This window comes from Streptomyces solicamelliae (assembly GCF_045348655.1).
Taxonomy (GTDB): domain Bacteria; phylum Actinomycetota; class Actinomycetes; order Streptomycetales; family Streptomycetaceae; genus Streptomyces; species Streptomyces solicamelliae.
Genome location: NZ_CP160404.1, coordinates 6,162,119 through 6,176,653, shown reverse-complemented (window position 1 = coordinate 6,176,653; position 14,535 = coordinate 6,162,119). Strand labels below are relative to the sequence as shown.

General features: G+C 69.4%; 13 protein-coding genes and 1 pseudogene. 5 read left to right on the top strand and 9 right to left on the bottom strand.

The genetic code is table 11. The features are described 5' to 3' along the window. The first annotated feature begins 3 nt into the window (after positions 1–3). Complete coding sequence (locus ABZO31_RS28520; protein ID WP_406864179.1) at positions 4–354, top strand: winged helix-turn-helix transcriptional regulator; 351 nt, start codon at positions 4–6, stop codon at positions 352–354. Positions 355–615: 261 nt separating this feature from the next. Here ABZO31_RS28520 and ABZO31_RS28515 read toward each other — a convergent pair whose 3' ends face one another. Then, complete coding sequence (locus ABZO31_RS28515) at positions 616–1,494, bottom strand: hypothetical protein (protein WP_406864178.1); 879 nt, start codon at positions 1,492–1,494, stop codon at positions 616–618. Between the two features lie 104 nt (positions 1,495–1,598). Between ABZO31_RS28515 and ABZO31_RS28510 the strand changes: the two genes are divergently transcribed. Beyond that, positions 1,599–1,724, top strand: a complete 126-nt coding sequence (locus tag ABZO31_RS28510; protein WP_406864177.1) for a hypothetical protein — start codon at positions 1,599–1,601, stop codon at positions 1,722–1,724. A 173-nt stretch (positions 1,725–1,897) separates the two neighbouring features. Here the strand turns inward: ABZO31_RS28510 and ABZO31_RS28505 are convergent, their stop codons facing one another. The 6 genes from ABZO31_RS28505 to ABZO31_RS28480 all read right to left on the bottom strand — a co-directional run bounded on the left by ABZO31_RS28505 (position 1,898) and on the right by ABZO31_RS28480 (position 6,941). Next, positions 1,898–2,569, bottom strand: coding sequence for a potassium-transporting ATPase subunit C (locus ABZO31_RS28505; protein ID WP_406864176.1), 672 nt, complete (start codon positions 2,567–2,569; stop codon positions 1,898–1,900). A gap of 6 nt (positions 2,570–2,575) precedes the next feature. Next, positions 2,576–4,714: a potassium-transporting ATPase subunit KdpB gene (gene kdpB, locus ABZO31_RS28500; protein WP_406864175.1), complete on the bottom strand. Its 2,139-nt coding sequence runs from the start codon at positions 4,712–4,714 to the stop codon at positions 2,576–2,578. Further along, positions 4,711–6,375 carry a potassium-transporting ATPase subunit KdpA gene (kdpA, locus tag ABZO31_RS28495; protein ID WP_406864174.1) on the bottom strand — a complete coding sequence of 555 codons (1,665 nt, stop codon included), beginning with the start codon at positions 6,373–6,375 and terminating at the stop codon, positions 4,711–4,713. The genes kdpB and kdpA overlap by 4 nt, the downstream gene beginning before the upstream one ends. A gap of 8 nt (positions 6,376–6,383) precedes the next feature. Continuing rightward, positions 6,384–6,473, bottom strand: coding sequence for a K(+)-transporting ATPase subunit F (kdpF, locus tag ABZO31_RS28490; protein ID WP_406864173.1), 90 nt, complete (start codon positions 6,471–6,473; stop codon positions 6,384–6,386). Beyond that, positions 6,470–6,619: a hypothetical protein gene (locus ABZO31_RS28485; protein ID WP_406864172.1), complete on the bottom strand. Its 150-nt coding sequence runs from the start codon at positions 6,617–6,619 to the stop codon at positions 6,470–6,472. Before ABZO31_RS28485 ends, kdpF begins: the two co-directional genes overlap by 4 nt. A gap of 118 nt (positions 6,620–6,737) precedes the next feature. Next, positions 6,738–6,941: a hypothetical protein gene (locus ABZO31_RS28480; RefSeq protein ID WP_406864171.1), complete on the bottom strand. Its 204-nt coding sequence runs from the start codon at positions 6,939–6,941 to the stop codon at positions 6,738–6,740. A gap of 172 nt (positions 6,942–7,113) precedes the next feature. Between ABZO31_RS28480 and ABZO31_RS28475 the strand changes: the two genes are divergently transcribed. Then, positions 7,114–9,069 (top strand): amino acid transporter, encoded by a 1,956-nt coding sequence (locus ABZO31_RS28475; RefSeq protein WP_406864170.1) that lies wholly within the window; start codon positions 7,114–7,116, stop codon positions 9,067–9,069. Here ABZO31_RS28475 and ABZO31_RS28470 read toward each other — a convergent pair. After that, positions 9,066–9,386: pseudogene (locus tag ABZO31_RS28470) on the bottom strand (alpha/beta fold hydrolase); the annotation flags it as partial. The gene ABZO31_RS28475 and the pseudogene ABZO31_RS28470 sit on opposite strands and share 4 nt — an antisense overlap. Before the next feature lie 169 nt (positions 9,387–9,555). Here ABZO31_RS28470 and metH point away from each other — a divergent pair. Together metH and metF are read left to right on the top strand one after the other, a co-directional pair. Beyond that, positions 9,556–13,047 (top strand): methionine synthase, encoded by a 3,492-nt coding sequence (metH, locus tag ABZO31_RS28465; RefSeq protein WP_406864169.1) that lies wholly within the window; start codon positions 9,556–9,558, stop codon positions 13,045–13,047. Next, positions 13,044–13,949: a methylenetetrahydrofolate reductase [NAD(P)H] gene (gene metF / locus ABZO31_RS28460; RefSeq protein ID WP_406864168.1), complete on the top strand. Its 906-nt coding sequence runs from the start codon at positions 13,044–13,046 to the stop codon at positions 13,947–13,949. The genes metH and metF overlap by 4 nt, the downstream gene beginning before the upstream one ends. A 79-nt stretch (positions 13,950–14,028) precedes the next feature. On the opposite strand, the gene ABZO31_RS28455 is transcribed toward metF, so the two are convergent. Then, on the bottom strand, positions 14,029–14,508 hold the full coding sequence (locus ABZO31_RS28455; RefSeq protein ID WP_406864167.1) for a nuclear transport factor 2 family protein: 480 nt from the start codon (positions 14,506–14,508) through the stop codon (positions 14,029–14,031). Between the last annotated feature and the right edge of the window lie 27 nt (positions 14,509–14,535).

The window sequence follows — 14,535 nt, the reverse complement described above, 5'->3', positions numbered from 1 at the left end:
GAGATGACACGCATCCGGGTCGGCGACCCCGGTGTCTGCGGGGTGGCCGCGGCCGTCGCCGCCATCGACGGCAAGTGGAAGACGCTGCTGCTGTGGCTGCTCGAGTCCGGCCCGCACCGGCCCGGGGAGCTGCGCCGCAAGGTCCCGGAGATCAGCGAGAAGGTGCTGACCCAGACCCTGCGCGAGATGGAGTCGGACGGACTCGTCCACCGCGAGGTGTACGACGTGGTGCCGCCGAAGACCGTCTACTCGCTGACCACGTCAGGTCTCGAACTCTCACTGGCGCTGGCTCCGTTGTCCGACTGGGGCCATCGCCGTCTGGACCGGCTCGCCGCCGAGCGCGCCGCGTCCTGAACCCGGTACTCCTCTCTCCCGCTCTCGTTCCCGGCCACCACCAGACTCTCCCGGCGCGGCGGAAGCGACAAGTACCCACAAAAAAGTGGGTATGCAGGCGGGTGGCTCGCAGGAGGGGTGCCTGAACTCCCGTCCCGTCAGGTCTTCGACTCGGCGGATCGCCGCACGAATCCGCGCCGAGACACCGCGGACCTTCAGGACGGGACCCCGCCATCGTTCGAGGCGCCTGCTTCCTGGCCGGCCGGCGCCTGCCCGGAGGTCCTAAGGACCGGTCTGCCGCTCCAGGCGGCGCACCTCACGGTCGGCCCGCTCGGCACTCCGGCGGGCCTGGCGGAGGGCGCTCTCCGCGGACTTCACCGCCGCCCCCGCCTCTGCTGCGGCTTCCGCCGTCTTGAGCCTGGTCTGTCGGGCCGACTTCAGTTCGTGTTCCAGGCGGCGGACCTGTTCGGCCGCCTCTTCGGCCTTCGCCGCTGCGGTCTCCCGTACCTCCCGGGCCTCGCCGCACTCGTGCTCGCGCTGAGCAACCTCGGATGCGGCGTCCTCCGCCGCCGTACGGGCGCTCTCGAGGTCCCGCAACCGCTGCGCTTCCTCACGGCCCCGCTTCTCCTTCGGCGGGGGCTCCTCCACCGGGACCGCCGGCCGGGCGGGGGCCGTCTGCGGGGCGACGGCGGCGAAGTCGACGCCGGGTTCCGGCGCCTTCACCAGACGGCCCTTCGCCCACAGCTCCGCGACATCCGGGTGGGCGAGCACGCCGTGGAGGGACTGCTCGATCTCGTACAACACCGTGTCGCTGACCGCCTGCCCGGCCGCCCGGGCCAGGGTGGCGGCCTCACGGGCGAGCGCGGTGACGAGCTGGTGCCGCTGCCGGCTCGCCGTCCGCAGCTGCTCGGCGTCGAGCGTCCGGTGGGCTTCGCGGAGGGCCTCCCCCAGCGTCAGGAACTGTGCCGCCTTCTCCGGCCTCTGACGGGCCAGAAGGTTCGCCGCCCACGCCGCCAGCGTCGGCCTCCGCAGCCCGGCGATCGCCCTCACCGCAGCGGGGTCCTTCGCCTCGCGGGCCTCGGCGACGTACGCGTCCCGCGCCGCGACGAAGTCGGACGGCTTCAGCCCGTACAGTTCCTCGGCGATCTCCTCGACATCCACGCTCCCACTGTGCGCCGCCACCCCCCCGGACCGAGGGCCACCACGCTGATGCCGGCTCCCCGAATGCCCGGTCCAGTCACCCGCGCGGTCCGCACGACGGGAAGGTGGACAGGGAGACACCGGGCGAGTCGGCGAACGCCGGGAACGATGCGGCGCCGGACCGGCTCGCCGACCTCGCGGACGAGGCCGGCGACGTCGACGAGCCGAGCGAGCTGCTGGGCGGCGGCTGACGACGGCGACGGGCACGAGAGCCCGTGCGAGCTGCGCGTCGTCCCCGACCACCAGCACCCGCGTCATCGGCGTGCTGCCGTACGTGTCGTGCACGTCGTGTGATGCGCCGAAAGGGCCGGCGGACCCGGTGGGTTTCCGGGACCGCCGACACTTCGGCGTGGCGGCGAGGCCATCAGCCCTTGGCCAGCAGGTCCTTGAGGGCGATGTTGAGCTGGAGGACGTTGACGCGCGGCTCGCCGATGAAGCCGAGGATGCGGTCGTCGGTGTGGTCGGCGACGAGCCGGTCGACCTGGGCGACGGTGAGGTGGTTCTTCTCGGCGACGCGGTGGACCTGGAGCTTCGCGTACGCCGGGGAGATGTGCGGGTCCAGGCCGGAGCCGGAGGAGGTGACCGCCTCGGCGGGCACGTCGGACGGCTTCACCGTGTACGAGGCCGTGGAGTTGTCCTTGATCACGGCCGCCTTGGCGTCCTTCACCCACTGGATCAGGTCCGCGTTGTCACCGGCGCGGTTGGTCGCGCCGGAGAGGGTGATCGAGTACTGGGTGTTGACGGAGTTGGTGCCGAGGCCGTTGGACGGGCGGGGCTGGAACCAGCGCAGGTCGAGCGCGGGCGTCTCCTCGCCGTCCTGCAGCGGCAGGTCGTAGCGCTGGCCGATGAGTGCGGAGCCGACGACCTTCCCGCTCGCGTCCTTGATCTCGGATCCGTTCGCCGCGCCGGGGAAGGCGAGTTGGGCGATGCCGGTCACGGCGAGCGGGTAGAGCACGCCGCACACGAGGGTCAGGACGAGCAGGGCGCGGAGTCCTGCTCCGAGCACACGGCCCGTGTTTCCTACGGTGTTGTTCATGATCGGTCAGCCGATTCCGGGGATGAGGGTGAGGAGCATGTCGATGAGCTTGATGCCGAGGAACGGGGCGACCAGGCCGCCGAGTCCGTAGATCCCGAGGTTGCGGCGGAGCATCGAGTCCGCGCTGGAGGGGCGGTAGCGCACGCCCTTCAGGGCGAGCGGGACCAGTGCGACGATGATCAGCGCGTTGAAGATGACGGCGGACAGGATCGCGGACTCGGGCGAGGCCAGGCCCATGATGTTGAGCTTGTCCAGGCTCGGGTAGGCGACCGCGAACATCGCCGGGACGATGGCGAAGTACTTCGCCACGTCGTTGGCGACCGAGAAGGTCGTCAACGCGCCGCGTGTGATCAGGAGTTGCTTGCCGATCTCGACGATCTCGATCAGCTTCGTCGGGTTCGAGTCGAGGTCGACCATGTTGCCGGCCTCCTTCGCGGCCGACGTACCGGTGTTCATCGCCACGCCGACATCGGCCTGAGCGAGCGCGGGGGCGTCGTTGGTGCCGTCGCCGGTCATCGCGACGAGCTTGCCGCCGGCCTGCTCGCGCTTGATGAGGGCCATCTTGTCCTCGGGCGTGGCCTCGGCGAGGAAGTCGTCGACGCCGGCCTCCTCGGCGATGGCCTTGGCCGTGAGCGGGTTGTCGCCCGTGATCATGATGGTCTTGATCCCCATGCGGCGCAGTTCGTCGAACCGCTCACGCATGCCGTCCTTGACGACGTCCTTCAGGTGGATGACGCCGAGGACCCGCGCCCCCTTGCCGTCCTCCACGGCCACCAGCAGCGGCGTGCCGCCGGCCTGGGAAATGGCGTCGGTGAGTTCCCGGGCGTCCTTCGCGACCTCGCCACCGTGCTCCTTCACCCATGCCACGACCGAACCGGTCGCGCCCTTGCGGACCTTGCGGCCGTCGACGTCGACGCCGGACATGCGGGTCTGGGCGGTGAACTCGATCCACGTGGCGTGGGCGAGTTCGCCGTGGTGGCGTTCGCGCAGCCCGTACTTCTCCTTCGCGAGGACCACGATCGAACGCCCCTCGGGCGTCTCGTCGGCCAGCGAGGACATCTGGGCGGCGTCGGCGAGTTCGGCCTCCGTCGTCCCGGCGACGGGAACGAACGCGGAAGCCTGCCGGTTGCCCAGCGTGATCGTCCCGGTCTTGTCCAGGAGCAGGGTCGACACGTCGCCGGCCGCCTCGACGGCCCGCCCGGACATCGCGAGGACGTTGCGCTGCACGAGGCGGTCCATGCCCGCGATGCCGATCGCGGAGAGCAGGGCTCCGATCGTGGTCGGGATGAGGCAGACGAGGAGGGCGGTGAGGACGATGAGGGACGTCTGCTCGTCCGCCCCGGCGTAGATCGCGAACGGCTTCAACGTCACGACGGCGAGCAGGAAGACGATCGTGAGGGACGCCAGCAGGATGTCGAGGGCGATCTCGTTGGGGGTCTTCTGCCGGGCCGCGCCCTCGACCAGGTCGATCATGCGGTCGATGAAGGTCTCGCCGGGCTTCGTGGTGATCTTGACGACGATCCGGTCGGACAGCACCTTCGTTCCGCCGGTCACCGCCGAGCGGTCGCCACCGGACTCGCGGATGACGGGGGCGGACTCGCCGGTGATGGCGGACTCGTCCACGCTCGCGACGCCCTCCACGACGTCGCCGTCGCCCGGGATGACGTCGCCCGCCTCGCAGACGACCAGGCCGCCGATCCTCAGCTCCGTGCCGGGGACCTGCTCCTCGCCGGTCTTGGTGATCCGGCGGGCGAAGGTGTCCGTCTTGGCCTTGCGCAGGGTGTCGGCCTGCGCCTTGCCGCGGCCCTCGGCCACGGCCTCGGCCAGGTTGGCGAAGATCGTGGTCAGCCAGAGCCAGCCGGTGATCGCCCAGCCGAACCAGTCGCCCGGGTTCTTCGCGGCCAGGACGGTGGTGACCACCGAGCCGACCAGGACGACGAACATGACCGGCGACTTGATCATCACGCGCGGGTCGAGCTTGCGCAGCGCGTCCGGGAAGGACGTGATCAGCTGTTTCGGGTCGAAGAGCCCGCCGCCGACGCGGCCGGCCGACGGGTGGCCGCCGGACAGGTCGCCGTGCGGTGCCTTCGTCGAGGGGGCGGAGGTGGACATGGTGTCCTCGTGCTTCTTCACATCGGTGGTCATGCCGCGAGCCCTTCGGCGAGCGGGCCCAGCGCGAGGGCCGGGAAGTAGGTGAGACCGGTGACGATCGTGATCGTGCCGACCAGCAGGCCCGTGAACAGCGGCTTCTCGGTCCGCAGGGTGCCCGCGGTCTCGGGTACGGGCTTCTGCTCGGCGAGCGAGCCGGCCAGCGCGACGACGAACACCATCGGCAGGAACCGACCGAGCAGCATCGCGATGCCGATCGTCGAGTTGAACCACTGCGTGTCGGCGTTCAGGCCGGCGAAGGCGGAGCCGTTGTTGTTGGCGCCGGAGGTGTAGGCGTAGAGGATCTCGGAGAAGCCGTGCGCGCCGGAGTTGGTCATCGAGTTCGCCGGGGTGTCCAGGACGAACGAGGCGGCCGTGAAGCCGAGCACGAGGGCCGGGGTGATCAGGATGTAGCAGGCGGCGAACTTGATCTCGCGGGTGCCGATCTTCTTGCCCAGGTACTCGGGCGTGCGGCCGACCATCAGTCCGGCGAGGAAGACGGCGATGATCGCCATGATCAGCATACCGTACAGGCCGGAGCCGACACCGCCGGGCGCGATCTCGCCGAGCTGCATGCCCAGCATGGTGATGCCGCCGCCGAAGCCGGTGAAGGAGGAGTGGAAGGAGTTGACCGCACCCGTGGAGGTGAGGGTGGTCGCCACGGCGAAGATCGACGAACCGCCGATGCCGAACCGGGTCTCCTTGCCCTCCATGGCGCCGCCGGCGATGTCGAACGCCGGGCCGCCGTGGTGGAACTCGGTCCACATCATCAGTGCGGTGAAGCCGAGCCAGATGGTGGCCATGGTCGCGAGGATCGCGTAGCCCTGCTTCAGCGAGCCGACCATGCGGCCGAAGGTGCGGGTGAGTGCGAAGGGGATGACGAGGATCAGGTAGATCTCGAAGAGGTTGGAGAGCCCGTTGGGGTTCTCGAAGGGGTGGGCGGAGTTGGCGTTGAAGTAACCGCCGCCGTTGGTGCCCAGCTCCTTGATGACCTCCTGCGAGGCGACCGCCCCGCCGTTCCACTGCTGCGTACCGCCCGTGAACTGGCCGACCTCGTGGACGCCGGCGAAGTTCTGGATGGCGCCGCAGGCGACCAGGACGAGCGCGCCGATCACCGCCATGGGCAGGAGGATGCGGACGGTGCCGCGGACCAGGTCCGCCCAGAAGTTGCCCAGCTCACCGGTACGGGACCGCGCGAAGCCGCGGACGAGGGCCACGGCGACCGCGATGCCGACCGCCGCGGAGACGAAGTTCTGCACCGCGAGGCCACCGGTCTGCACGACGTGGCCCATGGCCTGCTCGCCGTAGTACGACTGCCAGTTGGTGTTGGCGACGAAGGAGGCGGCGGTGTTGAACGCCTGGTCCGGGTCGATCGACGCGAAGCCCAGCGAGCCGGGCAGCGAGCCCTGCAGCCGCTGGAGCAGGTAGAGGAAGAGGACGCTCACCGCGGAGAAGGCCAGGACGCCGCGCAGATAGGCGGGCCAGCGCATCTCCACCGACGGATTCGCGCCGATCGCCTTGTAGATCCACTTCTCGGGCTTGTAGTGCTTCTCCGAGGAGTAGACACGCGCCATGTGGTCACCCAGCGGCCGGTAGGACAGGCCCAGGGCGACGATCAGCGCCAGAAGCTGGAGGACTCCGGAAAGAACGGGACTCATATCCGTACTCAGAACCTCTCCGGCTTGACGAGGGCGAGGACGAGATAGCCCAGCAGGGCGGCGGCCACGAGGAGGCCGATGATGTTCTCGGCGGTCACAGCCTGGCCACCCCCTTGGCGATGAAGGCCACCAGCGCGAAGACCGCGACCGTGGTGACGACGAAGGCCAGGTCGGCCATCGTGAGCTCCCGGAAGGAAGAAGAACGAACACTCGGACGACTTGAGGGAACATCCTTTTCGGCCACTCACCGTCTCCGTTGACGCCGTCCTGACGTCGTTGACGCCCCTCTTGACGCGTCCCCTACGGCACCGTGGGCGGGCACACGGTCCGGGAGACCGCGCAGGGCAGTGAGACGACCACGGTCAGACGCCCCCGGGCGGGTCCTCGGGCGCGGGCGCCCAGACGGCGACGCCCATCAGCAGCGCGAGGTCGGTGAGGGTGACCCTCGTACGCAGCGGCAGCGGCGCGAGCGCCGCCAGGAACGGTGCGAGGACCGCGGCCGCCACGGCAGCGACGTCCCGGCGCGGGACCCGCATCGTCGGCCTCGTCGGTGGCCTCGTGTGCACCTCGTACACCTCAAGGCTGCTGCGGGTGTGATGCATCCGACGCCCGGCCGGATCATCTTGACGCTTCCCTGACGCTCTCGCCGGGGCGTCGGCCGAACGCGCTGCATACGCTTGCCCGGCCGCAGGACCGGCGGCCGAATTCCCCTCGTCGAGCAGAATCCCGGAGCACTCCATGGCCACCACGCACGAGACGCGCGGCAGCAGGCTGCGCGCGTGGATGCTGGAGGGGCTGTCCGACATGGGCAAGGGCAAACCCTCCCGGCCCAAGGAACCGGCCCCGGACGCCGGGCACAAGGGCCAGCCCTGGTACCGGGTGATGTGTCTGACCGGTGTCGACTACTTCTCGACCCTCGGCTACCAGCCGGGCATCGCGGCCCTGGCGGCGGGCCTGCTCTCCCCCATCGCCACGATCGTGCTCGTGATCGTGACCCTGGCCGGCGCGCTGCCGGTGTACCGCCGCGTGGCGCAGGAGAGTCCGCACGGCGAGGGCTCGATCGCGATGCTGTCGCGGCTGCTGTCCTTCTGGAAGGGCAAGCTGTTCGTCCTCACCCTGCTCGGCTTCGCGGCGACCGACTTCCTCATCACCATCACACTGTCGGCCGCCGACGCCTCCACCCACCTCGTGGAGAACCCGCACCTGGAATCGGCCCTGCACGACAAGCAGGTCCTGATCACCATGATCCTGATCGCGCTGCTCGGCGCGGTCTTCCTCAAGGGCTTCCTGGAGGCCATCGGCGTCGCCGTCGCCCTCGTCGGGGTGTACCTCGCCCTGAACGCGGTCGTCGTGGTCACCGGCCTCTGGCAGGTGCTCACCGAGGGGCATGTCGTCACCGACTGGACCGCCGCCCTGACGCAGGAGCACGGCAACGTCTTCGTCATGATCGGCGTGGCCCTGCTCGTCTTCCCCAAGCTGGCGCTGGGCCTGTCCGGCTTCGAGACCGGCGTGGCGGTGATGCCGCACGTGAAGGGCGACCCGGGTGACACGGAGGCGAAGCCCTCCGGTCGGATCCGCGACACGAAGAAGCTCCTGACGACGGCCGCGCTGATCATGAGCGTCTTCCTGATCTGCACCAGCTTCATCACGACCGTGCTCATCCCGCACGAGGAGTTCGAGTCGGGAGGCAAGGCCAACGGCCGCGCCCTCGCCTACCTCGCGCACGAGTACCTCGGCAACACCTTCGGCACGGTCTACGACGTCTCGACCATCCTCATCCTCTGGTTCGCGGGCGCCTCCGCCATGGCCGGCCTGCTCAACCTCATGCCCCGTTACCTGCCCAAGTACGGCATGGCCCCGCACTGGGCCCGCGCCGTGCGCCCCATGGTGATCGTCTTCACCCTCGTCGCGTTCCTGGTGACCTGGATCTTCGACGCGGACGTCGACGCCCAGGGCGGCGCGTACGCGACCGGCGTCCTCGTCCTGATCTGCTCGGCGGCCATCGCCGTGACGATCGCAGCCAGCAAGGCGGGCCAGCGCGGCTGGACGATCGGCTTCGGTGTCATCTCGGCCGTCTTCCTCTACACGACCGTCGTCAACATCATCGAGCGCCCGGACGGCGTGAAGATCGGTGCCTGCTTCATCGCCGGCATCATCCTCATCTCCCTGCTCTCCCGGCTCGGACGCGCCTTCGAGCTGCGCGTCACCCATGTCGAGCTGGAAGAACTGGCCGAGCGCTTCATCCGCGACATCTCCCATCGCACCCCGCGCTTCATCGCCAACGAGCCGGACAATCGCGACGCCGACGAGTACCGGGCGAAGAAGGACCAGATCCGCGGCGACAACGACCTCCCCGGCACCGAGGACTTCGTCTTCGTCGAGGTGACGATCACCGACCCGTCCGAGTTCGAGGCCGGTCTGACGGTGAAGGGCGAGGTCCTCCACGACCGCTTCCGGGTCCTGACCGTGGAGAGCTCCTCCGTCCCCAACGCCCTCGCCGCCCTCCTGCTCCACTCCCGTGACCTCACCGGCGTCAGCCCGCACATCTACTTCGAGTGGACCGAGGGCAACCCCTTCGCCAACTTCCTCCGCTTCTTCCTCTTCGGCCAGGGCGAGATCGCCCCGGTCACCCGCGAGATCCTGCGCGAGGCGGAGCCCGACCGGGACCGCCGCCCCCGCGTGCACGTCGGCTAGCGAGATCCGAGCCGGACCCTCGGTCGGCGCGCCACGGCATCCGTGTCGCGCCGGCCGGCGCGGGCCACCACCGCGCCGACGGCCTCCCGGTCCGGATTGCGGGCGGCCCAGTGAGCCGCGACGAACGCACCGTAGGACCAGCCCACCGCCGGCGCCCGGTCCAGCCCCGGGGCCGCGAGCACGGCATCGACATCCCGGACGGCGGCCTCGACGGAGTAGACCGCCGAGCGGTGCGACTTCCTGCCGCGGGCCCGCTCGTCGTACGTGATGTGCCGCCACCCGGTGCCCAGTTCGGCGATGGCCCTCCGCCAGTACCCCTGTGTGGCGAAGTGGCCGTTGAGTCCAACGCGTGGCGCCCGACCGAACGTTGACGTGCCTGTGAAGCAGCTTCACTGAGATCTGACCAGGGATGCGTTGACCCTCACCCCGTGAGGAATCAGGCTTTTCCCCAAAGCCGACAGCCGTCGCAACCCTGGGAGCATTCGCATGGCCTCGTTGCCCGACCCCCTGTCCGATGCCAGGTCCCGGACCGGGGCCCTTCGTGAGGCGCTGGCCACGCGTGTGGTGGTGGCGGACGGTGCCATGGGCACCATGCTCCAGGCGCAGGACCCCACGCTGGAGGACTTCCAGCACCTGGAGGGCTGCAACGAGGTCCTGAACGTCACCCGCCCGGACATCGTCCGCAATGTGCACCGGGAGTACTTCGCCGCCGGTGTCGACTGCGTCGAGACCAACACCTTCGGGGCCAACTTCGCGGCGCTGGCGGAGTACGACATCCCTGAGCGGAACTTCGAGTTGTCGGAGTCCGGGGCGCGCATCGCCCGCGAGGTCGCGGACGAGTTCGCGGCCGGGGACGGGCGGCAGCGCTGGGTGCTGGGTTCGATGGGGCCGGGGACCAAGCTGCCCACGCTCGGGCATGCTCCTTACCGCACGCTGCGCGACGCCTATCAGCAGAATGCCGAGGGCCTGCTCTCCGGGGGCGCGGACGCGCTTCTGGTGGAGACGACCCAGGACCTGCTGCAGACCAAGGCGTCCGTGATCGGTGCGCGCCGGGCCATGGAGAGCGCCGGATACACCGTGCCGCTGATCTGCTCGGTCACTGTGGAGACGACCGGGACGATGCTGCTCGGCTCGGAGATCGGGGCGGCGCTGACCGCGTTGGAGCCGCTGGGTATCGACATGATCGGTCTGAACTGTGCGACCGGTCCTGCCGAGATGAGTGAGCACCTGCGCTATCTGGCCCGGCATTCCCGGATCCCGTTGTCGTGTATGCCGAATGCGGGTCTGCCGGTGCTGGGGAAGAACGGTGCGCATTACCCGTTGGGTCCGGGCGAGCTGGCGGATGCGCAGGAGACGTTCGTGCGCGAGTACGGGCTGTCTCTGGTGGGCGGGTGCTGTGGTACGACGCCGGAGCATCTGCGGCAGGTCGTGGAGCGGGTGAAGGGCCTGGCTCCGGTGGTCCGTGTGCCGCAGCCGGAGCCGGGTGCCGCGTCGTTGTATCAGACGGTGCCGTTCCGGCAGGACATCTCGTACATGGCGATCGGTGAGCGGACGAACGCCAATGGTTCGAAGAAGTTCCGTGAGGCGATGCTGGACGGTCGTTGGGACGACTGTGTGGAGATGGCCCGGGATCAGATCCGTGAGGGCGCGCACATGCTCGACCTGTGTGTCGATTATGTGGGCCGTGACGGGGTCGCGGACATGAAGGAGTTGGCCGGCCGGTTCGCGACGGCCTCCACGCTGCCGATCGTGCTGGACTCCACCGAGGTCGAGGTGATCCGGGCCGGTCTGGAGAAGCTCGGCGGCCGGGCGGTGATCAATTCCGTCAACTACGAGGACGGTGACGGCCCGGATTCGCGTTTCGCCAGGGTCACCCGGCTGGCGCAGGAGCATGGTGCGGCGTTGATCGCGCTGACCATCGACGAGACGGGTCAGGCCCGCAGTGTCGAGGACAAGGTCGCGATCGCGGAGCGGATCATCGCCGACCTCACCGGCAACTGGGGGATTCTGGAGTCGGACATTCTGATCGACACGCTGACGTTCACGATCTGCACGGGTCAGGAGGAGTCCCGCAGGGACGGTGTCCACACGATCGAGGCGATCCGTGAGCTCAAGCGTCGTCATCCGGACGTGCAGACCACCCTGGGTCTGTCGAACATCTCCTTCGGTCTCAACCCGGCCGCGCGGATCCTGCTGAACTCGGTGTTCCTCGACGAGTGTGTGAAGGCGGGTCTCGACTCGGCGATCGTGCACGCCTCGAAGATCCTGCCGATCGCGCGGTTCGAGGAGGAGCAGGTGCGGACGGCCCTCGACCTGATCTACGACCGGCGTGCGGAGGGTTATGACCCGTTGCAGAAGCTGATGGCGCTGTTCGAGGGTGCTACGGCGAAGTCGCTGAAGGCGGGCAAGGCCGAGGAGCTGCTCGCGCTGCCGCTGGAGGAGCGGCTGAAGCGGCGGATCATCGACGGGGAGAAGAACGGTCTGGAGGCCGATCTCGATCAGGCGCTGACCACCACTCCCGCCCTGGACATCGTCAACGAGACGCTGCTGGACGGGATGAAGGTCGTCGGTGAGCTGTTCGGGTCGGGTCAGATGCAGCTGCCGTTCGTGCTGCAGTCGGCCGAGGTGATGAAGAGTGCGGTGGCCTATCTGGAGCCGCACATGGAGAAGTCGGACGCGGAGGGCAAGGGCACCATCGTGCTGGCCACGGTCCGTGGCGACGTGCATGACATCGGCAAGAACCTCGTCGACATCATCCTGTCCAACAACGGCTACAACGTCGTCAACCTGGGCATCAAGCAGCCGGTCTCCGCGATCCTCGAGGCCGCCGAGGAACACCGGGCCGACGTCATCGGCATGTCCGGGCTCCTGGTCAAGTCCACGGTGATCATGAAGGAGAACCTGGAGGAGCTCAACCAGCGCGAGCTGGCCGCCAGGTACCCCGTCATCCTCGGCGGCGCGGCCCTCACCCGCGCCTACGTCGAACAGGACCTCCACGAGATCTACCAGGGCGAGGTCCGCTACGCCCGCGACGCCTTCGAGGGCCTGCGCCTGATGGACGCACTCATCGCCGTCAAGCGCGGCGTCCCCGGAGCCACCCTGCCCGCACTCAAGCAGCGCCGCGTCAAGGCGGCCACGGTCGTCGAGCCGGCGCCTCGCCCCGCCGAACTCCCGGCCCGCTCCGACGTGGCCGTCGACAGCCCCGTCCCGGTACCGCCGTTCTGGGGCACCCGCGTCGTCAAGGGCATCCCGCTCAAGGAGTACGCCTCCTGGCTCGACGAGAACGCCCTCTTCAAGGGCCAGTGGGGCCTGAAGCGGGAGCTCCTGGAGACCGACGGGCACCCCCGGCTGCGGATGTGGCTCGACCGGCTCCGTACGGACAACCTGCTGGAAGCCGCCGTCGTCCACGGCTACTTCCCGTGCGTCTCCAAGGGCGACGACCTGATCATCCTGGACGAGGCAGGATCCGAACGGACCCGCTTCACCTTCCCGCGGCAGTCCCGCGGCCGCCACCTCTGCCTCGCGGACTTCTTCCGCCCGGAGGAGTCCGGGGAGACCGACGTGGTCGGCCTCCAGGTCGTCACCGTCGGCTCGAGGATCGGCGAGGCCACGGCCGAGCTGTTCGCCGCCGACTCCTACCGCGACTACCTGGAGCTGCACGGCCTGTCCGTCCAGCTGGCCGAGGCCCTCGCCGAGTACTGGCACGCCCGCGTCCGCGCCGAGCTCGGCATCGCGGCCGGCGACCCGGCGCAGGTCGACGGCATGTTCCGCACCGAGTACCAGGGCTGCCGCTACTCGCTGGGCTACCCGGCCTGCCCGAACCTGGAGGACCGGGCGAAGATCGCCGAGCTGCTGAAGCCCGAGCGGATCGGCGTCCACCTCTCCGAGGAGTTCCAGCTGCACCCCGAGCAGTCCACGGACGCGATCGTCGTCCACCACCCCGAGGCCGGATACTTCAACGCCGGGGGGCGGGCGTGAGCACCCTGCGCGACATTCTGGCCGCCGGCGAGCCGGTCTTCTCCTTCGAGTTCTTCCCCCCGAAGACCGAAGCCGGCGAGGCCGCCTTCTGGCACGCGGTCCGCCGCGTCGAGGCCCTGCGCCCCACCTTCGTCTCCGTCACCTACGGCGCGGGCGGCTCCTCCAGGGACCGTACCGTCCGGATGACAGGGCGGATCGTGGCCGAGACCACCCTCCGGCCCGTGGCCCACCTCACGGCCGTGGGGCACTCGGTGACCGAACTGCGGCACATCGCAGGCCAGTACGCCGATGCCGGGGTGCGTGACGTCCTCGTCCTGCGCGGCGACCCTCCCGGTGACCCCCAGGCCCCCTGGGTCCCCCACCCCCAGGGCCTGTCGTACGCCCATGAGCTGGTCACCCTGGTCAAGGGCATCGGCGACTTCAGCGTGGGTGTGGCGGCCTTCCCCGAGCGGCACCCCCGCTCGGCGGACTGGGACAGCGACATCCGGCACTTCGTCGCCAAATGCCGGGCCGGCGCCGACTACGCCCTCACCCAGATGTTCTTCCACGTCGACGACTACCTGCGGCTGCGGGACCGAGTGGCGGCGGCGGGCTGCGACACTCCGATCATCCCGGAGATCATGCCCGCCACCGACGCGCGCCAGATCGCCCGGTTCGCAGCCCTCAGCAACGCCGCCTTCCCCGAGGACCTGGCCCATCGGCTGGAAGCGGCCCGCGGCACACCGGAGGACGGTCATCGGATCGGCGTCGAGTACGCCACCGCCATGGCCGAGCGTCTTCTTGCCGAAGGCGCCCCCGGCCTGCACTACATCACCCTCAACCGGTCGACCGCGGCCCTTGAGATCCACCGGAACATCCGGCCCACGCGGAGCCCCCGGCAGGTCCTCGCAGGCCACCACTGACAAAAAAGGGGCCGGGCAGGACCGTGGTGGTCCTGCCCGGCCCCCGGGCGTCCGGTCTCCCGGTCTCCCGGTCTCCCGGTCAGACCTTGCCCGTCGGCGGATCGCCCGCGTTCCAGACCAGGTCGAAGACGAAGGTGCGGATCCGCCAGCCCTCGTCCGTGCGTACCGCGTCGGCCTCGTAGTGACCGCCGATGGTGAAGTGGCCGCTCGGCTCCTCGCTGCGGCGCACATGCACCGCCATCAGGTGTGCTCCGATCCGGGCGCGGTCGCCGTCCAGCCGGATGTCGTAGTTGGAGCTGAGGTGATGGGTCCGCTCGACCGTCGTGCGGGCCATCGCCTGGAAGCCCTTCAGTCCCTCGATGCCGTTGAACTCCCCGAACGGAAAGGTCAGATGGGCGTCCTCGGTGAACACCGAGCCGAGCCACGCGTCGTCTGCCCGGTCCTTGTCGAGATGCCGGACGTAGCGGTCGCACAGCTCGGTGAGCTCGATGCGGTCGGTCAGCTCCTGGAGCCGGCGGCCGAGCGCCTGGAGGTCATGGGGGGATGCGGTGGTGGTCATGGCTGTCTTCCTTGCTCTCGGTACGGG